20 protein-coding genes and 2 pseudogenes are annotated in these 25,280 nt (G+C 60.2%); 11 read left to right on the top strand and 11 right to left on the bottom strand.

Annotated features, from left to right (window positions below; all coding sequences use genetic code 11):
• Positions 1-12: 12 nt before the first annotated feature.
• Positions 13-810: an FAD-binding oxidoreductase gene (locus tag WOC76_RS01540; protein ID WP_341102394.1), complete on the top strand. Its 798-nt coding sequence runs from the start codon at positions 13-15 to the stop codon at positions 808-810.
• A 110-nt stretch (positions 811-920) separates the two neighbouring features.
• On the opposite strand, the gene WOC76_RS01535 is transcribed toward WOC76_RS01540, so the two are convergent.
• Positions 921-2,033, bottom strand: coding sequence for an IS5 family transposase (locus WOC76_RS01535; protein WP_341102391.1), 1,113 nt, complete (start codon positions 2,031-2,033; stop codon positions 921-923).
• On the opposite strand from WOC76_RS01535, the gene WOC76_RS24195 reads away from it, so the two are divergent.
• The 3 genes from WOC76_RS24195 to WOC76_RS01525 all read left to right on the top strand — a co-directional run bounded on the left by WOC76_RS24195 (position 1,996) and on the right by WOC76_RS01525 (position 4,082).
• Positions 1,996-2,601 carry a 4Fe-4S dicluster domain-containing protein gene (locus WOC76_RS24195; protein WP_445928452.1) on the top strand — a complete coding sequence of 202 codons (606 nt, stop codon included), beginning with the start codon at positions 1,996-1,998 and terminating at the stop codon, positions 2,599-2,601. The genes WOC76_RS01535 and WOC76_RS24195 overlap by 38 nt on opposite strands.
• Before the next feature lie 35 nt (positions 2,602-2,636).
• A protein-coding gene (locus WOC76_RS01530) for an IS5 family transposase (protein WP_445928448.1) occupies positions 2,637-3,475 on the top strand; the annotation gives its coding sequence in 2 pieces (ribosomal slippage) (positions 2,637-3,048 and positions 3,048-3,475; 840 coding nt in all).
• Positions 3,476-3,503: 28 nt separating this feature from the next.
• Entirely contained in the window at positions 3,504-4,082 is a 579-nt protein-coding gene (locus tag WOC76_RS01525) for a (Fe-S)-binding protein (RefSeq protein WP_341103012.1), read from the top strand.
• 46 nt (positions 4,083-4,128) lie between these two features.
• Here the strand turns inward: WOC76_RS01525 and WOC76_RS01520 are convergent.
• Positions 4,129-5,421, bottom strand: a pseudogene (locus tag WOC76_RS01520) (IS701 family transposase).
• Between the two features lie 157 nt (positions 5,422-5,578).
• Here WOC76_RS01520 and WOC76_RS01515 point away from each other — a divergent pair.
• Positions 5,579-6,748 (top strand): IS110 family transposase, encoded by a 1,170-nt coding sequence (locus tag WOC76_RS01515; protein ID WP_341103009.1) that lies wholly within the window; start codon positions 5,579-5,581, stop codon positions 6,746-6,748.
• A gap of 599 nt (positions 6,749-7,347) precedes the next feature.
• On the opposite strand, the gene WOC76_RS01510 is transcribed toward WOC76_RS01515, so the two are convergent.
• Positions 7,348-8,532 (bottom strand): IS91 family transposase, encoded by a 1,185-nt coding sequence (locus tag WOC76_RS01510; protein ID WP_341103007.1) that lies wholly within the window; start codon positions 8,530-8,532, stop codon positions 7,348-7,350.
• 6 nt (positions 8,533-8,538) lie between these two features.
• A pseudogene (locus WOC76_RS01505) lies at positions 8,539-9,389 on the bottom strand (site-specific integrase).
• 404 nt (positions 9,390-9,793) lie between these two features.
• On the opposite strand from WOC76_RS01505, the gene smbP reads away from it, so the two are divergent.
• Together smbP and WOC76_RS01495 are read left to right on the top strand one after the other, a co-directional pair.
• Positions 9,794-10,132, top strand: coding sequence for a small metal-binding protein SmbP (gene smbP, locus WOC76_RS01500; RefSeq protein WP_341103005.1), 339 nt, complete (start codon positions 9,794-9,796; stop codon positions 10,130-10,132).
• A gap of 414 nt (positions 10,133-10,546) precedes the next feature.
• Positions 10,547-11,656: an IS5 family transposase gene (locus tag WOC76_RS01495; protein ID WP_341389970.1), complete on the top strand. Its 1,110-nt coding sequence runs from the start codon at positions 10,547-10,549 to the stop codon at positions 11,654-11,656.
• Between the two features lie 423 nt (positions 11,657-12,079).
• On the opposite strand, the gene WOC76_RS01490 is transcribed toward WOC76_RS01495, so the two are convergent.
• From WOC76_RS01490 to WOC76_RS01460, 7 genes are all read right to left on the bottom strand, one after another.
• Positions 12,080-13,288, bottom strand: a complete 1,209-nt coding sequence (locus WOC76_RS01490) for an NnrS family protein (RefSeq protein ID WP_341103004.1) — start codon at positions 13,286-13,288, stop codon at positions 12,080-12,082.
• Positions 13,289-13,656: 368 nt separating this feature from the next.
• Positions 13,657-15,219, bottom strand: coding sequence for a SulP family inorganic anion transporter (locus tag WOC76_RS01485; RefSeq protein ID WP_341103002.1), 1,563 nt, complete (start codon positions 15,217-15,219; stop codon positions 13,657-13,659).
• Between the two features lie 27 nt (positions 15,220-15,246).
• Entirely contained in the window at positions 15,247-15,903 is a 657-nt protein-coding gene (locus WOC76_RS01480) for a carbonic anhydrase (protein ID WP_341103000.1), read from the bottom strand.
• A gap of 439 nt (positions 15,904-16,342) precedes the next feature.
• Entirely contained in the window at positions 16,343-17,968 is a 1,626-nt protein-coding gene (locus tag WOC76_RS01475) for a sensor histidine kinase (RefSeq protein WP_341102998.1), read from the bottom strand.
• A gap of 318 nt (positions 17,969-18,286) precedes the next feature.
• Positions 18,287-18,523 (bottom strand): thioredoxin family protein, encoded by a 237-nt coding sequence (locus tag WOC76_RS01470; protein WP_341102996.1) that lies wholly within the window; start codon positions 18,521-18,523, stop codon positions 18,287-18,289.
• A 6-nt stretch (positions 18,524-18,529) separates the two neighbouring features.
• Positions 18,530-19,288 carry a MarR family winged helix-turn-helix transcriptional regulator gene (locus tag WOC76_RS01465; protein WP_341431236.1) on the bottom strand — a complete coding sequence of 253 codons (759 nt, stop codon included), beginning with the start codon at positions 19,286-19,288 and terminating at the stop codon, positions 18,530-18,532.
• A gap of 122 nt (positions 19,289-19,410) precedes the next feature.
• Positions 19,411-20,322, bottom strand: coding sequence for a LysR family transcriptional regulator (locus WOC76_RS01460; protein ID WP_341102992.1), 912 nt, complete (start codon positions 20,320-20,322; stop codon positions 19,411-19,413).
• Positions 20,323-20,509: 187 nt separating this feature from the next.
• On the opposite strand from WOC76_RS01460, the gene WOC76_RS01455 reads away from it, so the two are divergent.
• The 4 genes from WOC76_RS01455 to WOC76_RS01440 all read left to right on the top strand — a co-directional run bounded on the left by WOC76_RS01455 (position 20,510) and on the right by WOC76_RS01440 (position 25,260).
• Positions 20,510-22,096: a DHA2 family efflux MFS transporter permease subunit gene (locus WOC76_RS01455; RefSeq protein ID WP_341102990.1), complete on the top strand. Its 1,587-nt coding sequence runs from the start codon at positions 20,510-20,512 to the stop codon at positions 22,094-22,096.
• 316 nt (positions 22,097-22,412) lie between these two features.
• Entirely contained in the window at positions 22,413-22,664 is a 252-nt protein-coding gene (locus WOC76_RS01450) for a hypothetical protein (protein ID WP_341102988.1), read from the top strand.
• A gap of 203 nt (positions 22,665-22,867) precedes the next feature.
• Positions 22,868-24,154: a 5-aminolevulinate synthase gene (gene hemA / locus WOC76_RS01445; protein WP_341102986.1), complete on the top strand. Its 1,287-nt coding sequence runs from the start codon at positions 22,868-22,870 to the stop codon at positions 24,152-24,154.
• Between the two features lie 413 nt (positions 24,155-24,567).
• Entirely contained in the window at positions 24,568-25,260 is a 693-nt protein-coding gene (locus WOC76_RS01440) for an RNA polymerase sigma factor (RefSeq protein WP_341389978.1), read from the top strand.
• The last annotated feature ends 20 nt before the right edge of the window (positions 25,261-25,280 follow it).

Raw genomic sequence — 25,280 nt, 5'->3', positions numbered from 1 at the left:
GGTTTTCGGGCGTTGCTGCTCATCGGCTACCCGGATTGGGGCACGGCGGGAGACCACGCACCCGAAATTCTGCAAACCGGGCCAATTGCGCTCGAAGGGTTCGATATCAGGGTTCTCGAAAATCTCAAGCGCAAAGACGAGGATCCTCCGGGACGCAGGCTGCTGCCCGAGGGCAGGCTGAAGCTGCTTGCCGAGTTTGGCGGAGAAACCCAAGGTGAGGCGACAGCCCGGGCCCATGCTGCGCTGGGCGAGCTGAAGAGAGGCAGCGACAAAGCGGACATGCGCGCCTTCAGCGATCCCGCCGACCAACGAGCGATCTGGATCATTCGCGAAGCAGACCTCGGCGCGAGCCGCCTGCCGGGGAAGGAAGATACGTGGCCTTCTTGGGAAGATACGGCGGTCTCCGTTGAAAAGCTTGGAGCCTATCTGAGAGACTTCCAAAAACTGATCAATCGCTATCAGTATCGATGCACGCTGTACGGCCATTTCGGGCAAGGCTGCGTTCACACGAGATTCAACTTTGATCTGAAGAGCGAGCCGGGCGTTGCGAAGTTTCGTCGGTTCATGCAGGACGGAGCCGATCTCGTTTCGGCCTATGGCGGTTCGCTGTCCGGGGAGCATGGCGACGGCCAATTAAAAGCGGAACTCCTTGATCGAATGTATGGGCCGGACCTTTTGCAGGCGTTCCGAGACTTCAAAGCGATCTGGGACCCTGATTGGAAACTCAACCCCGGCAAAGTTGTGGATCCTTATCCGCTCGATGACAATCTCCGCACGGGCCCCGATTACCAACCCTTAGCAGGCTGTTGAAAAAAGGGGCTACTCGCCGCCTTCCGCTCTGGAGCGGATTTTCGGGGGGAGGTGGGCGCGGTTGATAGGGCTCGGAAGCGCGCGCGCTTTGCGCGCTTCGGTCTCTCATCTCACGCTGCGGCGAGCAGCTTCGGTAGCCTGACCAGATTATAGGCGGCTGCCGCGAAGGTGAAAGCGAAGCCCACCCTGTCGCAGCCTCGAAACTTGGTTTTCTCCTGCCCGGCGACTGTCTTGATCCAGCCGAAGCCCTCCTCAATCTGCTTGCGGATGCGCTGGCTGAGCCCGTAGCCGCCATGCCGCGTCGTGCGCCCATCGATCGCAGATGACCGGCCGCTCACATTCTGCGCCACATGCGGCGTAACCCGCATCGAGCGCAACTCGTTGACGAAGTCCTCGGCGTCGTAGCCCTTGTCGGCCGCGAGTGTGATCCGCCTCGGCCGGTCGGCCCGCGGCTCGATCATATGCAGCGCAGCGACGCGTTCGGCGTGGCCGTCGGCTTTCGTCAGGCAGGCATCGACGAAAAGAGCGTTACGGTTCTCCATCAGCGCATGACCGATGAAACACAGCTTCGCCTCCTTGCCAGCGCCCTTGCGATAAAGCCGTGCGTCCGGATCGCTCGTTGAAGCATGTGTGTCGTTCGAACGCTTCTCGCCATGGAAATCCGCTTCGCGGTTGCGCGATCCGCCGTCGCCCGAAGGTGGATCGTCCGTTTGGTTCGCCTCGCCTTCGCCCGCGCTCTTCGGCGTGAAGCTCTTCATGGACGCCCAAGCCTCGATCAGCGTGCCATCGACAGAGAAATGATCGTTGCTCAAAAGCCGCTTCACACGCGGCTGCGCCAGCACGGCGGCAAGAAACTTCGCCGCGATGTCGCCATCGAGCAGCCGGTCGCGATTCTTGGAGAAGGTCGAATGATCCCAGACGGAATCGTCGATCCCGAGCCCCACGAACCAGCGAAACAATAAGTCGAAATCGAGCCGCTCCATGAGCTGGCGCTCCGAGCGGATCGAGTAGAAGGCTTGCAGCAGCATCGCGCGCAGCAGCTTCTCCGGCGGGATGGAGGGCCGGCCTGTCGAGGCGTAGAGCGCCGAAAATTCCCCGGCAAGAGCGGCGAGTGCCTGGTTCGCTAGGTCGCGGATGACTCGCAAGGGATGCGCTTGCGGAACGCGCGCCTCCATGTCCACATAGCTGAATAGCGCCCCAGACCGCTCGTCCCCGCCGCGCATTCCAAGCCCCCCTTGCCTGAAGCGAAGGGAATCACAACAGCGTCGTCAGTGCGAGGGGTTTTTCAACAGCCTGTTAGAGCTGAAGACGCATTTCGCCTTTCCAGAGGATGCAGGCTCCATCGCACAAGCGGTCGAGCGCTGCTTTGGCGTCGGACTCTGCCGAAGCCTATCGGACAAGCGGACCATGTGCCCGAGCTTTATCGCGACGCGCGATGAAAGACATACCACCAGGGGGCGCGCCCATTTGTTGTTCGAGCTCTTCCGAGCCGGCGCGCTCGGCGGCGGTTGGTTCAACAACAATGTGAAAGAAGCTCTGGATCTCTGTTTGCAATGCAAAGGCTGCAAGGGAGATTGTCCCGCAAAGGTTGACATGGCGACCTACAAGGCGGAATTCCTTTCTCACTATTACGAGGCGAATTGGCGCCCGCGCGCCGCTTATTTCGCTGGCTATGTGCATCGTTGGGGCGCCCTATGCGTCACCCCTAGCGCCAATCCTGAATTTTGCGACGCAGGCGCCCGGCCTCAGTGTCCGTCCGGAGAAAAGTTGAGTCGAATGAGTCGGTTATGATTCAAAAGGCGATCTGATTCTTTGGGGATCGCCGAATGTGGACGCACGAAACTCGCTGCCGTTATGATCGTAGCAAATTGCGCTATCCTAGCGATCTGACGGACGCGGAATGGCGATTTGTCAGACCTCTGATACCGCCTGCAAGGCGTGGCGGCGGCAAGCGCACGGTGAACATACGCGAGGTGGTCAATGGCCTGATGTATGTCCTATCAACCGGCTGTCAGTGGCGCGCGATCCCGAAGGACTTCCCACCGAGAAGCACAGTTTACGGCTATTTTGATCTCTGGACATATGACGGAACGTTGGAGCGTATCCACCACGCGCTTTACGTCAGGTGTCGGGAAGCAGAAGGGCGCGAAGCCAGTCCGACTGCCGCGGTCATCGACAGCCAAAGCGTGAAGAGCGCTGAAAAAGGGGGAGCTATATCGATCCGCATGGCTATGATGCGGGCAAGAAGGTCAAAGGCAAAAAGCGGCATATTCTCGTCGATACGATAGGCTTGCTGCTTCACGCCGTCGTTCACAGCGCGGACATTCAAGACCGCGATGGCGGCATTCTCGTCTTGAGCACGTTATTTGGAAAATTTCCATTTCTTCAAAAGATGTTCGCCGATGGCGGCTATCAGGGTCCACAATTTCGCGAGGCGCAGAAGAAAGCCTTGCCGGGTCTTGTGACAGAAATCGTCAAGCGTTCTGATAGAGCCAAAGGATTCGAGATCTTGCCCAGGCGTTGGGTTGTTGAGCGAACTTTATCCTGGCTGGGCCGCTGCCGCCGATTGGCCAAGGATTGGGAAAATCTCAATCGAAAGGCGCTCGCTTTCTTGCACCTCGCCTCCATTCGCCTCATGCTCAGAAGGCTCTGTAATCAATCATGAAGTCTCCGGACCGACTCTCAGGCGCCTTGTGAATGTTATTGCCCGGTTTCACGCCAAAGCCACGCTTCCAAAGCTGGCGCCCGCTTCGTTCGAGGCCTGGTTTAAGAGGCGTAAACCTACCGTGAGAGGAGCAAATCGGCGCGTCTTACTGTGGCCCGACACGCTCAGCAATTATTTCGCGCCACAAACCGCTCAAGCAGCGGTGCGTGTGCTCGAAGCCGCCGGCTATGAAGTGGAAATCCCGACGGAAAGATTGTGTTGTGGTCGACCCCTCTACGAGTCCGGCCTTCTCGATCAGGCCAAAGAGGTGTTATGCAAAACCCTGAAGTCCATTGAGAACGATATAGAAGCAGGCATACCGGTGATTGGGTTGGAGCCAAGCTGTGTCTCCGTTTTTCGAGACGAACTGACGAATCTTCTTCCGAACGATCCGCTTGCCACGCGCCTCGCCTCGCAAACTAAATTACTTTGCGAGTTCCTGGCCGACGACGCCAGTTTCACTCCGTCGAATCTCCACGGAAAAGCGGTGATTCATCGCGCCGAAATCGCGATGGAGCGGGCGCTAACACTACTTTGGCAGTTTAGGTTTGACGGTTTGGGTGAGTAGCCAATTGCAATGAGGACATCGCGTGGTTGGTTGCCGAGCGAAGAGGTCAAGGATGGCTTGCCGAATGGCCGGCATGGACGGTTGTGGCGGCGGTCCTCCGACTCTTTTTTTCCGTCCCACAGCCTTGAGGCGGCGGGATTGAAGGAAGGCGTAGGCGATCATCGTCATCAAGGCGTGTCGATGTAAGCAAATCCAGGACCGACCTTCAAAGTGATCGAGGCCGAGTTCTTCCTTGAGCTGCTGATGGGCCTGCTCACAGACCCATCTGGCTTTGATTGTGGCGGCGAGCTGTCTCAGACTCGCGTTGGCTGGTAAGTTCGACACATAATATTTTTGCTCGCCCGTCGATCGGCGTTCGCCGACAAGCCAGACCTCGTCGCCCGGCATGCACTGCACGCGATTGTCGCGCATGCGGTGCTTATGGCCATCGGCGACGCGAACGCGGCGAGCCGCGAAGAGACACGTCAAGCGGCCTTTCGTGCCCCGCCGCCAACTGGCCTTTTGCCAATTCGCGTCACCCAAAGCGGCTTCAGCAGAGACAGGCGGCTGTTCAGGGATGTGGTATTTACGCGGCTTCCCCGTTTTTGCGACAGGAAAGGCCAGCGTGACATCTGCCGGGTAGACGTTCTGGCGCCGTGACAGCCCCACCGCCCACAGCAGACCGCGCGCGCTCAGCGCCTGACGAAACGACCCGCTAGAGCCGTAACCTGAATCTGCAAGGACGCAGCCGAAGCGCACCCCAGAGGCGATGACGCGGTCGATCTCCTCGATCGCAATTTCCGGCTTGCTCAGGGCGACCTGCCTGTTCTCCGGAATGCGCGCCTGCGCCATGCGCTGGGGATCGCTTGTCCAGCTTTCGGGCAGGAAGAGCCGCAGTCCCACCATTACCGGAACTTCGCGCGACGCTAGGGTAAGCGAGACCAATGACTGACAGTTGGCCGTCTTTCCGAGGGACGAGGCGTATTGTGGCGCCACGCCAACCGAGTGCGCGCCCTTTTTCGGCAAAGCCGTATCATCGACGATCAGCCATGCATCTGGGCCGCCGACCATCCTGTCGGCTTCGGCGAGCAGCGCCTTTTCCAGCGGTTCTGCGTCCCATACGCCGCTGGCGATGAAGTGATGGAGCTGGTCATAGCCGACGTCGCCGTCCCGCGCCGCCATGGGCTGCACGCTCTTGCGATCACCCGCGCCGATCAACCCCGCAACATAGACCGGGCACATGCGCGCCCGCGTCTTGTGCCGAAATGCGCCGATGAAAGGCGCGAGCCACCGCTCGAGATCGGACTTCCAGCTCTCGTCCATGGTCGGCCCTCCAAAACGCCGACCACTCATGAATCACGCAAAACGATCCTAGGGAATCTGGAGGGTTATGTGAGGTCCGGGGCGCGATGCTGCGACTTGCGAGATGCGGACCTCACATAAGATCCCATGGGGAGGTGGAGAGCGACCGGCGCTCTGGCAGAGTGAGGTTGCGAACACCGACTCTGGAGACGACCATGCAAGTTGGAGCTAATCGACACGAAACGCCGAACGCTATCCGCATCGATATTGGCGCGATTTTCATCTCAATGGAATTGAGCCGTTCAACCTGGTTGATCACATCGCTGTCGCCGGGCAGTGACGAGAAGATGTCGAAGCACGCTGTGCCTGCTGGGGACATCGTCGCGCTGTTGGCGCGCTTTTCGGACCTCAGACAGAAGGCGCCGGCGCGAACTGGAAAATCCTTCCCGATCGTCGTCATTCAGGAAGCCGGGTTGGACGGCTTCTGGATTCATCGAGTGCTGGAGAGAGAAGGGATTGAAAGCCATGTCGTCGATCCGGCCTCGATCGCGACATCACGTCGGCGCCGACGGGCGAAAACCGACAGGATCGATGGCGAGGCGCCGCTTCGCGCGCTGCTGGCGCACAAGCGCGGCGAGCCTCGGGTGTGCGCGATGATCAACGCGCCGACCCCCGAGGACGAAGACCGCCGACGTCTTTGTCGCGAGCGCAAGGTGCTAACCAACGAGCGCGTTTCGCACATCAACAGGATCAAAGGATTGCTGTTCTCGCAGGGCGTATCCGGTTACGAGCCGCTGCGTCGCGATCGACGACGACGGGTCGAAGAGCTGAAGACGGGCGATGGCCGTCCATTGCCGCCGCATCTCAAGGCTCAAATCACTCGTGAACTTGATCGGCTCGAGCTCCTGCTTGAGCAGATCAAGGCGGTGGAGACCGAGCGGGATACGCTGCTTGCCACGCAAAAACGAGTCGCGGCGCCAGAACCGGCGGCAATGTTGCTCACCATCAAAGGTATCGGTCCAGAGTTCGCCGCCGTCCTCTGGTCGGAAGGGCTATTCCGGCATTTCGACAATCGACGCCAGGTCGCTTCTTATGCGGGCTTAGCGCCGACACCCTGGCAGAGTGGATCGGTCGATCACGAACAAGGCGTGTCTAAAGCCGGCAATCCGCGATTGCGAACAACGCTCATTCAGTTGTCCTGGCTATGGCTTCGGCATCAGCCATATTCGGCGCTGGCCGTGTGGTTCAAAGAGCGGGTCAGGCGCAACAGTGGCCGCCTCAAAAAAACGACTATCGTGGCATTGGCGCGAAAACTGCTGGTGGCGCTGTGGAAATGTGTGACCTCCGGCGTCGTCATTGAGGGAGCCGTGATGAAAGCCGCCTGATGACGTACACCAGCCAAATCCTCAATCGTCCAGGAATCTGATCAGTCCTGGCGGATCCGGGCAGACGAACCGAAATCCGGCATGGCCTGAACCGCCGAACTTAAGAATGGTCTCGTCTTCCTGAGCCCACCCGCCGCAAGCGGGATATTGGCGCAGCCGTCACGAACGGCGACCGAATGTGAGTTTGATCTGGCGAGGAAAAACCAGGTCGCGGAAGCTGGCTCAGACCTTGGATACCGAAACCGCAATAGGAGTCTTACTTATGCGCCACTAAATCTAACCCCCTTGACGCGAACCTCCCCATGTGAGCCGGATTGAACGAAGGCGCGGGTCGTTAGCCACTATGGGGAAAGCGCGTCTCGTTGTCGTTGGTAGCAGGGCCGCGGTGGGCGCCGGTGCTTGCGGCGGGAGACGAGAAGTCCGCGCATGGGCGGGAAGCGCTCGAGCGGGCCGACATTCGTGGCCGTCTGTCGCGGTATCGGCGGCATGTGGATGAAGATTTTCGCGCTCGCGGCGCGAGGCGGCGCCCCGTCGGCGCATCGTGCGATGAGCGAAACGGGGGAGTTGTGCCGGGTTCCGAGCGGGGGTGATGGCCGGGCTCATGACGTGTCGCATCGGAACGGTCGAGGCCTCGCGGGCGGAACGACGCCGATGCGGCGCATGAGTCCGCCGCAGTCGGGGCATGGGAAGGCGGCGCCAATTGCGGTGGTCGCCGGATCCTCGCGGGTGCCGACCTTCGGCTCGACCGGATGTTCGGCGGCGGCGAGCCGACGACAGAGCGCGAGCCGCTCCTCGCGGTCGCCCCTGGCCAGAAGGCCATAATGGCGGATGCGGTGAAAGCCGTCGGGGAGCACATGCAGCAGAAAGCGGCGAATAAACTCGTCGGGCGAAAGGCGCATGATCCGACGGCGCCCCTGGCGGCGATAGTCCTTGTAAGAGAAAGCGACGTTGTCGTCGCCAGCTGCGACCAGCCTCGAATTGGCGATCGCTGCGCGGTGAGTGTAGCGCGCGAGATAGGCGAGCACCTGCTCAGGGCCGCCGAAAGGCGGCTTGGCGTAGACGATCCAATCGGTCTTGCGCAGCGCAACGATGCGCTCGGCGAAAGCGCGTGGATCGCAAAGCGGCGCCAACTCGCCGAAAAAGCCAAGCTCGCCTTTGTCGAACGCCGCCTCCAGGGTGGCGAGGAACAATCGGCGGAACAAGCGCGCCAGCGCCTTCACCGGCAGGAAGAAGCCCGGCTTGCAAACGATCCAGCGCTCGCCGTCGAGCGAGACGCCGCCGCCGGGGACGACGCAATGGACATGGGGATGATGGGTGAGCGTCTGCCCCCAGGTGTGGAGAACCGCGAGCAGGCCGATCCTGGCGCCGAGCCGCTTCGGATTTGCGGCGAGGGTCATGGTCGCCTCGGCGGCGGCGCGCATCAGCGCGGCGTAGAGAAGCCTCTTGTTCTGGAAGGCGACCTCGGCCGCCGCCGGCGGCAGGGTGAAGACAAGATGGAAATAAGGCGCCGGCAGCAGCTCGGCCTTGCGCGCGTCGAGCCAGGCGGCGCGCGCCGCGCCCTGGCATTTTGGGCAATGCCGGTTCCGGCAGGAGTTGTAGGCGATGCGTCTGGCGCCGCAATCGCCGCATTGCTCGACATGGCCGCCGAGCGCCGCCGTCCGGCACGCCGCGATCGCGCCCATGACGCGTCGCTCGCCGCGGCCGAGACGCCCGGCGTGATCGCGACGATAGGCATCGCCATGGCGGCGGAAGATGTCGGCGAGCTCGATCGCCGGCCTCTCCACGCCCGGTCACTCGGGCGGCGTCACCTCCAGGGAAAGGCGGTCCAGGGGGCTCTTCGTCCCGCTGATCAGATGCGTCGAGACCTGCGTGTTGCGCGCCGTCGTCGACAGATGCTCGTGGCCGAGCAGCACCTGGATGATGCGAATGTCGACGCCGCTCTCCAGGAGATGCGTCGCGAAGCTGTGTCGCAGGATATGGACGCTCACGCGCTTGTCGATGCCAGCCGCCGCACGCGCCGAACGGCAGGCGGCGTGCAGGACGGTTTGCTCGATCGGCTTATTCTTGTCGCGACCGGGAAACAAGAAGCTCTCTGGCCGCGCGAGACGCCAATAGCTGCGCAGAATGCTGAGCAATTGCTCAGACAGCATGACGTTTGCCGCCCTTGCCGCGCTCGATCCGGATGACCATGCGGTCGCTGTCGATGTCGGCTACCCTCAGGCCGATCACCTCCGACACGCGCAGTCCCGCGGCATAGGCTGTGGTGAGCGCGATGCGCGCTTTGAGGCTGGAGACGGATTCGAGAAAACGGACCACTTCGTCGGTGCTCAGCACGGACGGGAGCTTGCGCGGCTCGCGGGCATAGGCGATCCGCTCCGGGATCGTCGCAGCCGAGCGTCACCCCGTAGAAAAAGCGGAGCGCGCAGACGATCTGGTTGAGCGACGCCCAGGATATGCTCTTCGAGATCAAATGCACCTGGTAGGCGCGGACGTCCTCCAGCCCGAGGCGATCAGGGGAACGCCCGAAATATTGGCTGAACCTCGCGACGGCGTGGATGTAGGATTGCTGGGTCGCCGGCGAAAGATTGCGGACCGTCATGTCTTCGATCATGCGACGACGCAGAGGGCTGATCTCGGCCATCTGGAAACCTCCTGTCTGAGGTGGGTTGCAACGCCCAAATCCTCTCAGACAGGAGGCCAATCACGCGACCTCGCCCCTCCCGCCGCGATAGCGGCTTCGTTCAATCCCAAAAGTGCAGGACCTCTCAAAAATCTGCCAAAGTAGTGCTAATGTATCTAAACGTGCGTTTGGGCGATCCTGCGCCGTCTGCCGATGCGAGGTCGGTTAGCAGAAGCAATGAACCGCGACTTAACCATGGCGGCGATTATCTGGATGCCAGACTTGGAACAAAAGTAGCGGCTTCGCTTATTGCGCGTCGTCGGTTTTGTTTTAACCCCGCTTCTTGCCAGCCAGCGTGAACTAGCTCATGCTCCAGATGCGCTCCTCTAAAAGGGGAGGGAGACTCGTCATCGGGGAGGATTTCAATGACTCGTAGAATTTTCATTCTCGTGCTGGGCCTGGGCCTCGCTGCGTTTTTTGCTCCACGCTTGGCTCTCGCGGAAGACCATCTTGGGGAAGCGATCAAGCATACGAAGGAAGCGATCGAACATGGCAAGGCAGGCCACGCTGACGTACTGGTGACGCACGCCGAGGCGGCGCTTACTCACGCCGACGCCGCGGAAAAAGAGAAGGCCAACCCTCACACGAAGGAAGGCATCACGCACCTGAACGCCGCCATTTCCGAGGGCAAGAAGAAGGACGCCGCTAGCGCGACGAAGCATGCCGAGGAAGCGCTGACGCATCTTGAGGCCGCCAAGAAATAAGTGGCCGGGCATTACGGCTGCCTTATCATTGGGGAGAGCAGCCTCAAGCCGCTGTTCTCCCGCCATCTGATCTGCCAGGGGCTGTCCAGGAGAAGACAGAGACACGAGTTCTATTTCCAGCCGTTCGACGCGGCGCGGCTCTTGCGCAGCGGCTTGCGCGAACTGCTCCCTCCATTTGGAGCGGTGTTGGCGCACCCATGAAACTTTTAGATGACTGCGGCGACGGGTTTGCCGGAGCCAGCGCTACGATTCCGTTCGAACGGCGGACCTCCAGGAAAAAATGGATCTTCCGCTACTCCGCAGCTTTTCTCGGCCGGCCAGATGGGCACAGAGAGGGCTAGCAGGCTGTTGAAAAACCCCTCGCCTGAGCGTCGCTGATATGATTCCCTTGTTTTTGGACAGGGGAGGCTTGGGATGCGGGGTGAGGACGCGCGCTCGGGGGCGTTGTTCAGCTACGTGGACCTGGAGTCGCGCGTTTCGAAAGCGCATCCGCTACGGGTCATCCGCGATCTGGCGAACGAGGCTCTGGCTGCTTTGGCCGGGGAGTTTTCGGCGCTTTACGCCGCGACCGGGCGGCCCTCCATCCCGCCGGAGAAGCTGCTGCGCGCCATGCTGCTGCAAGCCTTCTATTCAATCCGCTCCGAGCGCCAGCTCATGGAGCGGCTGGATTTCGACCTTTTGTTTCGCTGGTTCGTGGGGCTCGGGGTGGACGATCCCGTCTGGGATCATTCGACATTCTCGAAGAATCGCGACCGGCTGCTCGACGGCGACGTCGCGGCGAAATTTCTTTCCGCCGTGCTGGCGCAGCCGCGCGTGAAGCGACTCCTGAGCAACGATCATTTCTCAGTCGACGGCACGCTGATCGAAGCCTGGGCGTCGATGAAGAGCTTCACGCCGAAAGACGCCGGCGAAAGCTCGAAGGACGGGACGGACGATCCGCCTCCAGGCAGCGGCGGGCGCAACCGCGAAGCGGATTTCCATGGCGAGAAGCGTTCGAACGAGACGCACGCCTCGACGAGCGACCCGGAGGCGCGGCTTTACCGCAAGGGCGCCGGCAAGGAGGCGAAGCTGTGTTTTATCGGCCATGCGCTGATGGAGAACCGTAACGCGCTGTTCGTCGACGCGTGCCTGACCAAAGCCGACGGCCAGGCCGAACGCGTCGCCGCGCTGCACATGATCGAGCCGCGCGCCGACCGCGCGACGCGGATCACCCTCGCGGCCGACAAGGGCTATGACGCCAAGGACTTCGTCAACGAACTGCGCTCGATGCGGGTGACGCCGCATGTGGCGCAAAACATCAGCGGCCGATCGTCGGCCATCGATGGACGCACGACGCGGCACGAGGGTTACGGGCTCAGCCAGCGCATCCGCAAGCGAATCGAGGAGGGGTTCGGCTGGATCAAGACGGTCGCCGGGCAGGAGAAGACGAAGTTTCGGGGATGCGACCGAGTGGGCTTCGCTTTCACCTTCGCGGCCGCCGCCTATAATCTGATCCGGCTGCCAAAGCTGCTCGCCGCGGCGTGAGGCAAGAGGACGAGAGGAAGCGCGCCCCGCGCCTCCGAGCCAGGTAAGCCGGCTCGGACATGACCTGAAAACACCGCGCGAAGCGGAATGAAGCCGACGCAGACCCCTTTTTCAACGGCCTGCTAGAGAACTCTCAGCTACATGAAAAATGCCGGATATTTGTCTCGATGATTGAATGTCGGCGTCATGCGCGGGTTTCGAGACGATGCCCCGGGAGGCGGATCCAGAATTCGAAAGGTTGCACAGAATTTCCGTCACCAATTCGACCGCGATTGCAAGCGGCTCCATCGATCCCAAGCCATCGGAGCGCGAGGCGATAGGTTCCGCCGATGATTCTGACGCGTTTGTCCTTGGCGGCTGCGCTGAGCAGCGGCATCGGGCGTTTTGAGCGCCTCCACGCCGAGACGGACATGACGCCGGCGCCTATGCGTCGGCCCGCGCGCGTGGTCCCGTCAGCATCCCGAAATACAGCAGCACGAAGAGCCCATAAGCTAGACTCCAAAGCCCAGCTGCGACCGCGAGGGCGACAAAGTAATATTCGCCCGTAAAAGGCGCGCCGACGCGAAGGGCCGCCGCGAGCGTCACGGCGATGTAGATGGCCACCGTTCCACGATCCGCGACGAGCGGGCGGCCAGTGTGGCCACGCGTTGCGCGGGTCATCACGGCGAGCGTCATGGTCCCAATGGCGCCGGCAGTAAGCGTATGCAGCGACGTCGTCGCATCCGTGAGAGGGAAAAGTTTGTTGACGCCCATGAACAACAGGCCCAGCGCAAGCCAGCCATAGCCCAGATGCAGCACAAAGAGGAGCGGCTCCGCTCCCGTGCGGGCGCCGCGCCAGCGCGCCAGCCGCAGAAGCAGCGCGGCGCCAGCGAGGATTTGAAGAACAGCGGTCGGCGTGGTGTCCGGGAGCGCCACCCAGGCGATGAGCGCCACGAGCGTCGCCGCGAGCGCGACGCGGTCGAGCGCGCCGAAAGGGGCGGGCACGCCGGCGCCGGGCAAGGCTCTCGCCAGCCAGTTGCGGGTGAAGCTCGGCGTGATGCGTCCCCCGACGAGCGCAACGAGCATGGCGAGTGTCGCTATACCCAACCGCACTCCAAGGGCGCCCGTCTCAGCGACATCCATCGCATCGAGATGCGTGAGCATATTGCCGACAAAGAGAAGGGCGAGCGCGACCACCATGGGAAGGTTGCGCCAGTTCCGCCCGGTCACAATCTCGCGCGCGACGACGACGAAGAACGCGGCCGGAAAAGCGAGATCGAGCACTGCCGCGACGGGCGCCGGCGCACTCGCGGAGAAGAAGACGGCAATGCGGCCGAGAAGCCATAGCGCGACAAGACCCGCGAGCGGCGCGCCTTGCAAGGGCATTCGCCCTGTCCAATTGGGGATCGCCGTGAGTAGAAATCCCGCCACAACCGCGCCACCGAAACCGAAGGCCATCTCGTGCGGGTGCCAGATGCTGGGTGAGAATCGCGTCGGCAGTTCAGCGGCCATCTCGAAATAAGCGATCGAAAGGGGCAGCGCGACGGCGGCCCAGAGCGCCGCGAAGAGAAAAAAGGGGCGGAACCCTGCCGAGAGGAAAGTTGCGAGGAAGGCTTGGCTCTGTTGGGCGCGGTAGCGCGGAATGGGGGGCATGATTCGCCTCGCTTAGGGTCATGGAGCGTTTCAGAATGGCGTGCCGCCGACCAGGCTGCAATACAGGCGAGATCGAGGGGCGTCTCGCTCGCGCCTCCCAGTTGTGATGTCGGCCGGATTGCCGTTCACTGGCAAAGGTCAAGGCGTCACCAGCAATGGAGCCTTAGCGAGTCGCGTCATCCGCTGGAATTTCGGAAAGGCGGAGGTCTCGCTGGCCATCAGGCCCTCCAGTTGGCGCGCCCAGGGGTTGAGAGGAGCGGCGGTATGAAATCCGAGCCCCGAACGACCTCGCCAAGCCTTTTTTGAGCTCCTTTTCGTCGCAAGACAGAGCGTCCGACCCCCACCAAACCCCCAACAGCGCCCTTCATTCAGGCGACCACCGCCAGCGCCGCAGTCTTCTCGAATCTCGGCAAGTCCTTCAAGATGACACGGATGTTGTTGTCGCTTGCGGCTTTCATGAAATCCTCGAGGGTTTCCATGATGTCGCGATCGATAAATGTCGCCCGGGTTCCGTCGATGACGACGAAACTGTCTCCGTCTATCTCCTCGAGAATAGTGCGTAGAGGCGCCTTGTTGAGAAACGAGACATCTTTCTGCAGCCGCAACAGGTAATGGTTGCCGTCCCGGGTAAGCGTGAATGCCGAATGGTAATTCGTGCGAAGCACGAAGAACAGACCGACCGCCATGCCGATCGCCATCCCCTTGAGCAGGTCAGTCAAAAGGATGGCCGCGATTGTGACTGCGAAAGGCGCAAATTGCTCGAAGCCCTTTTCGAACTGTTCAGCCACGAGTTTCGGCTTGGCCAGCTTGTAACCGGTGAGCAGAAGCACTGCCGCAAGGCAAGCGAGCGGGATCATGTTCAGGACACTGGCGAGGAACATGACGCTCAAAAGCAAAAGCACTCCATGCACAAGGCAAGCAACCTTGGTGTGCGCCCCGGCGTTGATGCTGGCGGAGCTACGCACGATTACCGCTGTTATAGGCAGACCACCCATCATACCGCTTACGAAATTGCCAACGCCTTGCGCCTTGAGCTCCTGATTGGTGGGGGCCGTGCGCTTGAGTGGATCGAGCTTGTCGACTGCCTCGAGACTGAGCAACGTCTCGAGACTACCGACAAGGGCAAGGGTCGCCGCCGTCACGTAGATATGGTAGTCCGTCAGCAATCGAAGATCCGGCAAGCGGATCTGTCCCGCGAACTGAAGGGGCCCGAAGATTTGCGGCAGCGTCACAAGGTGCTGTGGGGAAATCGCGAAGAAAGGCGCCACGGCCTGCGCGGCCAGGTTGAAGAGAATGCCGAAGATCACCGCGACGAGCGGGCCCGGCACAAGGGCGAGGATTCGGTTTCCCCGTATCCTGTCCGTGTCCCATAGCAGCAAGATTGCGAGCGAGACCAAAGCGACGATTGTGGAGCCGGGCGAGATGGAGTTCCGCGACGACCAGACAAAGGAAAACGTCGCATTGGCCCCGCCTTCGAGGAAGGACAGATCGCGGTCTGCGTCTGCGTCATAGCCGATCGCATGGGGCAACTGCTTTACGATCAGGATCAGGCCGATTGCGGCCAGCATGCCCTTGATGACGGCGGAAGGAAAATAGGCGCCGATCACGCCCGCGCGGGCATAGCCCATGCCGATCTGGAAGAGGCCGGAGAGCGCGACTGCCAGCACGGTGCCGCCGAGACCAAATTTCTCCACCGCCGCCGCGACGATGACGGTGAGGCCCGCAGCCGGGCCGGAAACGCTGAGTTGCGAACCGCTGACGACGGAAACGACGAGACCGCCGACAATGCCGGCGATAACGCCGGAAAACGGCGGCGCTCCGGAGGCGACCGCGATGCCGAGGCAGAGCGGCAGCGCCACGAGAAACACGACCACCCCCGCGGGGATATCGTGGTCCAGATAACGCGTGTAATAGTCGAGATGCTTACGCATGATGTCCGACATCTCCTGTTTGATCGTTTAGTGCGCTGGCTGTGCGGGTTCATCATCCCATCGGTAGATTGCGTCTATTTCGCTCTCTGGCCCCAGCGAGATGAGCTGTTTCAAAAGCCCGTCATCGAGCGCATAGACCCACCCATGAACCATGGGGCGTTGCTCGCTTCGCCATTCGTCTTGAACGAGCGACGAAAAGACGAGGTTGTTAACCTGCTCGATGACGTTAAGCTCGACGAGCCGGTTGGTCTTGGCGTCGACGCAATTAATCGCGTCGAGCTCACCGCGATGCAAGCGATAAACATTTTTCACATGTGCCAGCCATTTGTTCAGCAGCGTGAAACCCGATTGCTGGCGCGACAACGCCGCTTTCACGCCGCCACAATTGTAATGGCCGCACACGATGATGTGTTTCACTTTTAAAATCTGAACAGCATATTGCACGACGCTGAGGCAATTAAGATCCGTCGCGATGACTTGATTGGCGATATTGCGGTGCGCGAAAATCAGGCCGGGATCGGCGTTGACGATGATATCCGCCGGGACGCGGCTGTCGGCGCAACCGATCCAAAGGAATTCGGGCTGCTGTCCGTGTACCAGCTTTTCGAAAAACTCGGGCTTATGGCGCTTCTTCTCTTCGGCCCAAGCCTTGTTTTCAAGGAGAAGCTTCTCGTGCGATTTCATTTGAATGCCTGTGTGCTTCGCGGCCAAACACGAATTTGGCTTGCTTTACCTGCAAACCCTCGTCCCTATTCACGTCTCGAACGACGGGAACGGAGGTTGCGACTGGCAAAATTATATTGGAGATTTATGGAAGATCATCGATCCACGAGGATCTTAGTTTATGATGCCAGGATATGTTTTTTAACGAATCCTGCTTCGCCCTACTCATCGGCGCGACGATAGCTCTTGGAAACCTGCCGACGATCGAGAAGTGCAAGCCAGGCGGTGCTTCGATGGCAGATGCGTAATTGTTGCGTCGTCGAGTATCGGCCTTAGACGAGCTAGATGCCGGCTTGATCGGCTCGCGGTCGTGACAAGAAAAAATGATTGACACGTTGATCGACGCTTCCCGCAAGCCCTTGCCTTAGGGAGCCCCTACGAGAAAAGGTTGAAAGTTACTTCAGGCTTTTCCGCCATGCGAGTGCGTGCGACTAGCAGGCTCTCCCGGAAAGGACTGAATTACGATGTTAGAAGACGCGAGCGGCGCCTCGACCCTGAAGCGCGACCCGTGATCAGGAACGGAGCAAGCGGATAGCTCGTGGCCGAGCGTATCAGCCGCAATTCTCGCGATCCACAGACCAAGACCGAGGCCGCTGGTGTCGGAATTTAGGCGGCGGAATTTTCCGAATACCGTCTCGATTTTATCCTTTGGAATTCCGATCCCGGTGTCGTAAATCTCGATCCAAACGCGGCCGGTGCGTCGTCGGCAGGAGATTAAAATTCCGCCTTTAACCGTGTAGTTGATCGCGTTGCCAATCAGATTGCGGATGATCGCCTCAAGAAGAACAGGGTCGCTTAAGACGTCCGCTTCGCATGACCGTAACCGAATTCTTAGGCCTTTCTGATCAGCCTTCGAGGCCCACTGATCCACGACAGATCGGAGCAAGGGTCCGATCGAGACTGGTTGGCGCTCGCGAGGCCCTTCGTCGAGCCGCGTCGCGGTAACCAGGGCCTCAAGCTGGCTGTTCAGGCGTTCGACCGCTTCGTCAGCCGCCGCCAAATATCGATTTTCGTCCTCCTTATCCTGCGCCCGGCTGCGTAACCTGGACACAGCCATGAGTATCTGCAGCGGCTGTCTCAAGTCGTGCCCGGCGATAGCAAGGATCAAGCCCTTAAATCGATTGGCGTCGGAGAGTTCTTTCTCGTGCGCGTGTAGGGCATTCATCAGCTGGTTAAACGACTCGCCGAGCTCGCGGAACTCGGGGGCTTCGAGGGCTCGCGGGACATAGACTTGGTAATCATCCCGCTGCCACCCTCTGATCACCTTTAGCAGCCTCTCGATGGGCCGTCGGATGGCGTTCGCGCCTACCACCCACGCGAGCGCCAAGGCGGCGCTAAGGCTCAGGAGGCCAAGCGCAAAGCTCCGCCATTGTTCGGCGTAGAGCGGGGCAAATGCGTGCTCGCGATCGACTCCAAAAAGGATGTAGAGATCCGGCGGCGGCACCGTGATGGGAACATAGCCGTAAATGACATCTTTGCCGTGCTCGTCCTTTAGCTCCGCGGTTGCGGGCGAATCGGCGCGGATCATCGCCAGCTGTTCGGGAGTCGCGTTCTTTCCGACGCGGCCGGCGCTGTTGGGCAGCTCGGCCAAGATTGTCCCGTGCCGATCCGTGATTAAAAGGGACTCGCCGGGTTGGAATGGAACCCGACGCAAATTACCGGCGAGCCAGTCCAAGCTGAGATAGGCGACAGCGATCGCTATCGTTTCGGCTTTGTCATTCCGAATCGGATAGGCGAACGGGATCGTCTTTTCATTGTTGATTCGGCTTATGGTGAAATCGCCGGTTGAAAACGTTCCCGATTTCAGCGCCTCGGCAAAAAAGCTGCGATCGCCGATCATAGCTCCCGAAAAGCCGGGTACGCTGGCGCACAGGATCGCGCCGTCGCGGTCGGCGACGGCGAGCACCAGATCTTTTCGATACTGCCTGGCAAGTTCTCCGAGGGTTTCCGTACACTCTGCAGGGTTTTCCGATTTGGAGATCGGTAGTTCAGCGACGGCTCCCAATAGGCGTTCGATGCCGTTCACAATTCCATCTAGCTCGGCGTTTCGATGTTCGGCTGTCGACAGGGCCGAGGCGCGAATCTCCTGCTCTCGCGCGTTGTTTCGCAAAATTTCGTTTATCCCCTGCACAGCGAGAGTAGGAAGCAATGCGAATAGCGTCACTGTGAAAATGCGAACTGATATATTCACGGCCTAACCCCGGTAAGGATTTTAACGGAGGACAGGCTCCGTGTAATCGCCTCCCATCGCGCTAGATTCTCCACTGCAGTCAATGTCGTTGCTTTCAGGTTTATTGCAACGCGGGCCATTAAGCGAGGCCCGCGCGCAGTAGGGACGCTCACTTTATTTAAGGGCGGCCAGATCGGCTCCGAAATTGATGTGATACGCCTGACCGTCGATGACGAAGGCTGGAACTGACTTCACGCCCGCCGCTTCCGCCTCGGCTATCCGATTTTTCGTTTGGCCGAGGTGAACGATCTCAATCTTGTATTGATTCGGATCGAGTTTCTCGGCGAACTGACGCTCCGCGTCGACGCAGACTGGGCAGCCAGCGTGATAGAAAATCGCTTTGCGGGTCATAGCACTTCACTCCTTCTTGCGTGCGTCGCCTGTTGAGGAAAGGCGACTCTCTTCGAGCGGCTGAATATTTGAGCCAGACGCAAAATCCATTGCGTCATATCCTGTGCTAAGTTCTGGGAGCGTTGTCGTGTAGCTTCTCCAGAGAACCTCTGCGTCGGATAGAGATGATGCATCATGGTCGCGGCAATCGAGACGCAGACTCTGAGGTCCGAAAGCCGCTCCGACATAATCGCAATGGTGGGGCGCCGTCGGTTCTTTATGCACATTGGGACGGAAATATCGGCAGGTGACGCACATGCGTTGCGGCGAAAGAGCCCCGGCGATTTGAAGCGCGCGGATCGTTTTGATGACCAGTTGCAGTAACTCGGTTTGTTCCTGATTTGACAATGTTTCAAGGGCGCGCTCGGTCGCGGTTACGACGAGACCGATCCCGCGCACGATGTCGCGTCCGGCTTGGGTGATGCGCATGGTTACGGCACGAGCATCTTCTGGGTCAGACGTCTTTGTCAGCAAGCCTTTGCGAACCAGCGCCGCGATCGAGTCCGTCGCCGTAGGCTGAGACACGCCAAGCTGCGCGGCGATCGCGCCGACGCGTACGCCTTTTTCCGCTCGGCCGGCTATAAAAATCAGAACATGCGACTGCGTCGGATTAAGCCCAGCCGTCCCTGCGATCGCCCATTGATCCGCGCGCATAACGGCGCAAATGCGATCGAGGCCATCGCGAATCCGGCGGGTCAAGTCGGGATCTGACGGAACGCAGGTCATGCCACATACATAGGACACCTATGTAATTTGGTCAAGCGGCATTTGAAGCGGGGACTTCAGCGGAAACGCGAGCGCAGAGGATTTGGGCGTTCTGCTGCCGGCCATCGTCGCCGCCTTGCGCGCTATCGGGACGCGGTGGATCGTTTGTTTAGGCGTTTCCGTGATTCAATGACTGTCGAGAGGCTTGGCTTTTCGCGGCCGGAGGCCGCGAATCTCAGGCCTTCTCTGACGCGCGCAAGCGCCTCATCGGCTCGGCCGGCGGCGTAGACGGCGTGAGTGGAGTAGGAGAATTCAGGAGCTCCTCGCACCCGACGCAATCGTCCATCGTCGATGAAGGGTTGCGCCGTGCCAATGCGGAAGTAGCCAGAACCGCCGACCGACAGGAGGAAGGTCAAAGCAAGGGGCCCAAGCGAGATCGACGTAGCGGGACTGCCAAGCTCAGGGAAGGCCGCCTGATGATTAGCTTGGAAGGCGTTGCCCCAATCTACGAAAATGTAACTGCTTGGATCGACGCTTCCGTCAGGCGAACTCGTCACCTGGACGAGTTTTTCTTCCATGAGCAACTCGCAAACGAGGCCAGACCGCTGAGGCGGGCTATAGACGACCGCCAAGTCTAGAGATCCCTCTTCGACTCGTTCGACGAGGCGCGTCGCAGCGTCGACTTCCGCTCGGACCGCGATGTCAGGACACTCCAGGCGCATCCAAATTAGCCAATCCGCAAGTAACGGATGCCAAAGGCTCAGTTCGCCTCCAAGGGTGATTTTGTCGGCTTTGTTGGCGGGAAGAGCGACCTGTTGCCGGGCCCTCTCCCATATCTGCACAAGCGTCTCGGCATAGCGCTTGAAGCGTTCACCAGCTGGCGTCAGCCGGGCGCCTGCCTTGTTTCGAATGAAAAGCACCCGGTCGAGTTCCATTTCCAGCGCTCGAATTCGAGCGCTGACGGCGGTTTGGGTCAGGTGCAGGCGCTCTGCGGCCGCAATGAAGCTTCCGCTTTCAGCCACTACCAGAAAGGTCCGAGCAAGGTTGATGTCCATGAGTTAGTATGAAAAAGTTCGATATTAAAATCAATAAAACACATTTGTCTGTTCGTAAATCAAATGCGAACCTGTTTCCGACCGGCGCCCCTTGCGGAGGCCGAAACTGTTCGTGCGAGCGCCATGCTGCAGAGATTGTTGTCCCATCAGTCGCCATTTCCCGAGCGCGCCGGTCTTGGAACGCACCATGGTCGTTGACAACAGGCCATTACGCGGCTGGCGTCTGTGGCTGTTCACCGCCACGCTAGCGCTTGGTACGATTGTTGTCCTCTCCAACGTCCCCGGTTACACGATAACCGTTCCCTATGTCGCCGGCAGTCTCGGCGGCGTCACCCCGAGTTTCGGCACGTGGGGGACGACCGACCATATGGTTGGCCTGGCGCTTGGGCTGCCGTTTGCGCGTTGGTTCTCGGGCCGCTTCGGCGACTATCGCGTCTATGTCGTGGCGTTCGTCCTTTACGCCTGCGCCGCATCGGTTTGTGCGGCGAGCGAAACCCTTTGGATGTTTCTGCCGGCCCGCATTGCGCTTGGCTTCGTAGGCGGTGTGACCCTCCCGCTCGCACAATCGCTGACGCTTAAAGAGTTTCCCGAGCGCCGGCGCACCTGGGCCGTCGGATTGTGGGGGGTATTGAGCATGACGCCCTTAACGATCGGCGTGTTTCTCGGTGGATGGTACGCCGAATTTTTAGGTTGGCGCTGGTTGTTTTACACCGACGTTGTCGTCGGCGTGCTTGTGGCCGCCCTTGTGGGCGCGCTGCTCTATGGCCGTGGTTTCAATGTGAGGATCGTGCGCTTCGACTTCGTAGGCGTCGCCCTGCTTACCGTCATCGTCTACGGCGCTCAGACGGTGTTTAACATGGGTAACGATTTTGACTGGTTCGCCTCGCCGATCCTTGTGACGGCGCTAATCGCTGTTGAAATCGCGGTGCCGGCATTTGTGATATGGGAGCTCGGCGAGCGCAATCCCGTGCTTGACTTGCGCTTGTTCGGGAATCGCAACTATGCGATTGCGACCTTCTGCTCCGTTTTCGGATTCCTGATCATCCAGGGGCTATTGTCGGTATTCGTCTTTCAGCTGCAGCTGCTCATGGGCTATACCGCATCCCTTGCGGGAATGGTTTACCTATCGATGTTTGTCGTCGCAGGGCCGGCGGTCGCCGTTCTCCATGAACTCAACAAAACGGTCGACGTGCGCCTGATCAGCTTCTTCGATTTTGTCGGTCTCGCTGGGACACTTACTTGGTTGGGGCTGTTCGACCGACTTGCCTGGTTCGACCAGCTCTTCTGGCCGATGCTGATCTTCGGCTTTTTCATTGCCCTCTTCTTTGCCCCGCTTGCGAGCCTGGCCATGCACGGGCTCTCTGGAGCGAAACTTATTCGCGCCGCCGAGGAACTGGCGTTGCTGCGCACCGTGGCGGGCTCTTACGGCATCTCGTTGCTCGCTGTTGTGCAGTTCCGCCGGTTGCCGTTCCACCAGCTCGATCTTGCCGATCACCTCGGTGGGCGGCGGTTCGCGTCACTGGATCTTTTCGCGCAAACGACTGCAAAACTTGAAGGTGCTGGCCTCAGCTCCTCGACGGTGATGCGCCGGCTTGCAAACCTCATACGTGAGCAATCAGCTCTGCTCGCGTTGAACGACGTGTTTCTAGTCGGTGCTGTCGTCTTCGTGTTGCTGGCCGTCCTCCTCTGGTTCGCACATCCGACAATGATCGCCTTCTGGCGGCGTGGGGATGCGGCGCATCTGCGCGCGGAGGAGCTCATGGAGTCGCCATGACGCGGAGCTACGGCGTCTCGCGCAGGCCATTTTTGCAGCGCCGCGCGCGGGCTGCGTCGCGGAAGAGGCCAGAGAATCAGCGCGGCGCGAGCCGGCTAAAAAAACTTGTTGGTCGGGGGTAAGAACCTCCTATGCAGATGCATCTAACAGGCGACGTCACGAGAAAGATGATCATGCATGCTGGATAAGTGACCACGTTGTGATTTTAGAGGCTCACGCTAACGCAAAGGCGTCAGTCGAGCGGGACGTGGCAGGAAACTCTGTAACGGAATTGACGATGCCTTCAGTCGCTCGATCCGTCAAAGGAGACACATCGATGAAACATCTTCTTCTTACGCTGCTGATCCTATCCACTACAGCGCAACTTGCGGCCGCTTCGCCTCGGCACGAATTCGCTGAGCGTCGCCACCTGCATACATCGACCGTCTTGTCCTCCACACAGGATGTCAAAACGCATCACCAAGACGGACAAGCATTAATTCCAATCGCGAATCAAGACCTGCGAGGACTTCTTTTCGTGCTTGCCGGATTGGCTGGCCCCGCAGCGTTTTTGTTCGCAACGCCATAGCTCAGAAGCTACGGCCAATCCTCGACTTCATGCGCCTCGAAAATCGATGTGGACTTAGCATCTAATGTCGATGATCAAGAATCGCGCCATCGACCCCCAAATACCTCTCGATGGCGCGACAAAGGGGGCGCGGCGTTTGTCGCGCCCCCGCCCTTATCCTGATTGTCGGATGCGCATGAGCGAGAAAATCGAGGGACACAGAGATGCTACATCGGCGATATTTCGAGGCGGCCGTCTCCCGTCTGAAGGACGAGCGCCGTTACCGCGTCTTCGTCCACCTCGAGCGCGAAGTCGACAGCTTCCCCTTCGCCCGCTGGCATCGCGACGACGGCTCTGTCCAGGACGTGACCGTCTGGTGCTCCAACGACTATCTCGGCATGGGCCAGCACCCCGAGGCGGTCACGGCCATGGTCGAGACCGCGAGCAAGGTCGGCGCCGGCGCCGGTGGCACGCGCAATATTTCCGGCACCAGCCACGCCATTGTCGAACTCGAGCGCGAGCTTGCCGATCTGCGCGGCAAGGAGGCGGCTCTCGTCTTCACCTCGGGCTGGATCTCCAATCTCGCGGCGATCTCGACCATCGCCGATCTGCTGCCGAATGGCCTCATCCTTTCCGACGCCTCAAATCACAATTCGATGATCGAGGGCGTGAAGCGTTCGCGCGCGGAGCGGAAAATCTTCCGTCACAACGACCTCGCCCATCTCGAAGAGCTTTTGATCGAAGCCGGCGACCGGCCGAAACTGATCGTCTTCGAGAGCCTCTATTCGATGAACGGCAACATCGCCCCGGTCAAGGAGATCGCGGCGCTGGCCGAGCGTTACGGCGCCATGACCTATGTGGACGAGGTCCATGCGGTCGGCATGTATGGCGCGCGTGGCGGCGGCATCTGCGAGCGCGAAGGCGTCATGGACCGGATCGACGTGATCGAGGGCACGCTCGCCAAGGGTTTCGGGGCCATGGGCGGCTATGTCGCGGGCGACGCCGTGGTGATCGATGCGATCCGCTCCTATGCGGGCGCCTTCATTTTCTCGACCGCTCTTCCGCCGCCGGTGGCCGCCGCCGCCTGCGCTGCGGTGCGGCTGCTGAAACGCCGTCCCGACCTGCGCGCCGCCCATCAGCGCGCCGCGCATATCACCAAACATGCGCTCGCCGCCGCCGGCCTGCCGGTGCTCGAGAACGGCTCTCATATCGTGCCGGTGATGGTGCGCGACGCGGAACTGTGCAAGGCCGCGAGCGATCTGCTGCTGACGCGCCACAACATCTACATTCAGCCGATCAACTATCCGACGGTCGCCAAGGGCTCGGAGCGCCTGCGCATCACGCCGACCCCACGCCACACGCAGGAGCACATTGCGCATCTCGTCGAGGCGATGGTCGATGTCTGGCCGACGCTCGGCATCCGATTCATCGAGCCGCCGTCGCATCTGCATGTGGATGAGAACAGCAAGGAACATTGCACCTATCCGGAGATCAAGCTCGCGGCCCAGTAGCGGAAAAAGTCAATGTCGCCGTCTCTACGGCGTCGGGGGGCCGACCGACCTTGTCGTTGGCTGGTTCGCCCATACTGGGAATTGGCGCTGTAAAATCCGCCACCAGGGTGGCATGGGTCTACTGATTGACTCCCGGCCGGGCTTCCGATGCAGGGCCGGCGTGGTGGTTTCGAAACCAGGCGTTCCAAATGAGTGAAGGAAAACATCCCGGTGCGACCGGCAGCTGGTCTGCGATAAGACGCCAAATCAGACTTGCGCCTGACCGGTTGAGCTTTGTAAATTCCAGCAACCATCGACAGCAGGGGAACTTCGCCTCCGGGCTGCAGACTAGAGATGATCTGGCGTCCTTTGGACATCGTCGAGGGCCTGTGAGGGATCGAGCGTGTGGCTAATCGTCAACTCCAGGGGCGTCGGTGACGACAAGATCCAACACTGAGTGGCTAGCGGCTCTGCGCCAGAGGGGGCAGAGTCATGAGAACGCCGTCAAGGAGCTGCGGCAATTGTTGCGCCGCGCCATTTTCAGTTTCCTATCCCGCAAAGGCTCCACCAACGCCGCCGGCCCTGGCTACGATCATGAGGACCTGGCGGAAGACTGCGCACAGGAGACGGTGCTCCTCATTCAGTCTAAGCTGGATCAATTCCGCGGCGACAGCCAATTCACGACATGGGCTTATTCGATCGCTATCCGCGTCACCCTTAATGAACTGCGGCGTCGCCGCTGGCGAACCTCGGCCATCGAAGTCGCGCGTCTTGGCGACGCCATGCCGCATTGGCCGATCGACAATCCCGGGCCCGAGCGAAGCCTCGAGCAACAACAAGCTTGGGCGATGCTGAGCGAGCTAATCGAAACAGCGCTGACTCCCTTGCAGCGCAAGGCGTTGATTGCCCATGCATTCCAGGAAATGCCGCTCGATCTCGTGGCGGAATGGCTGGGAACCAATCGAAATAGCCTCTATAAGCTCATCCACGATGCGCGCAAGCGGCTCCAGGCGGCTCTCCTCTCTAGGGGAGTCACACATCGCGAGCTCATCGCCATTTTTGATACGCCTCGGCCCGAGCGGCCCTATTTTGAAGACGGTAAGGAATCATTGTTTCACCGCGTCTAATGATTAGCGACGAGAATCCA

Source organism: Methylocystis sp. IM3 (assembly GCF_038070105.1).
In the GTDB taxonomy this organism is placed as follows: Bacteria; Pseudomonadota; Alphaproteobacteria; order Rhizobiales; family Beijerinckiaceae; genus Methylocystis.
Note: the sequence above shows the minus strand (reverse complement) of the source record. Positions and strands in the feature narration are given on the sequence as shown.

Excerpts from the sequence above, each read along its gene's own strand:
- WOC76_RS01535 (WP_341102391.1), bottom strand. The coding sequence starts at position 2,033 with ATGCGCGGCGGGGACGAGCGGTCTGGGGCGCTATTCAGCTATGTGGAC.
- WOC76_RS01515 (WP_341103009.1), top strand. The coding sequence starts at position 5,579 with ATGCAAGTTGGAGCTAATCGACACGAAACGCCGAACGCTATCCGCATC.
- smbP (WP_341103005.1), top strand. The coding sequence starts at position 9,794 with ATGACTCGTAGAATTTTCATTCTCGTGCTGGGCCTGGGCCTCGCTGCG.
- WOC76_RS01495 (WP_341389970.1), top strand. The coding sequence starts at position 10,547 with ATGCGGGGTGAGGACGCGCGCTCGGGGGCGTTGTTCAGCTACGTGGAC.
- WOC76_RS01490 (WP_341103004.1), bottom strand. The coding sequence starts at position 13,288 with ATGCCCCCCATTCCGCGCTACCGCGCCCAACAGAGCCAAGCCTTCCTC.
- WOC76_RS01485 (WP_341103002.1), bottom strand. The coding sequence starts at position 15,219 with ATGCGTAAGCATCTCGACTATTACACGCGTTATCTGGACCACGATATC.
- WOC76_RS01480 (WP_341103000.1), bottom strand. The coding sequence starts at position 15,903 with ATGAAATCGCACGAGAAGCTTCTCCTTGAAAACAAGGCTTGGGCCGAA.
- WOC76_RS01470 (WP_341102996.1), bottom strand. The coding sequence starts at position 18,523 with ATGACCCGCAAAGCGATTTTCTATCACGCTGGCTGCCCAGTCTGCGTC.
- WOC76_RS01465 (WP_341431236.1), bottom strand. The coding sequence starts at position 19,288 with ATGACCTGCGTTCCGTCAGATCCCGACTTGACCCGCCGGATTCGCGAT.
- WOC76_RS01460 (WP_341102992.1), bottom strand. The coding sequence starts at position 20,322 with ATGGACATCAACCTTGCTCGGACCTTTCTGGTAGTGGCTGAAAGCGGA.
- WOC76_RS01455 (WP_341102990.1), top strand. The coding sequence starts at position 20,510 with ATGGTCGTTGACAACAGGCCATTACGCGGCTGGCGTCTGTGGCTGTTC.
- WOC76_RS01450 (WP_341102988.1), top strand. The coding sequence starts at position 22,413 with ATGAAACATCTTCTTCTTACGCTGCTGATCCTATCCACTACAGCGCAA.
- hemA (WP_341102986.1), top strand. The coding sequence starts at position 22,868 with ATGCTACATCGGCGATATTTCGAGGCGGCCGTCTCCCGTCTGAAGGAC.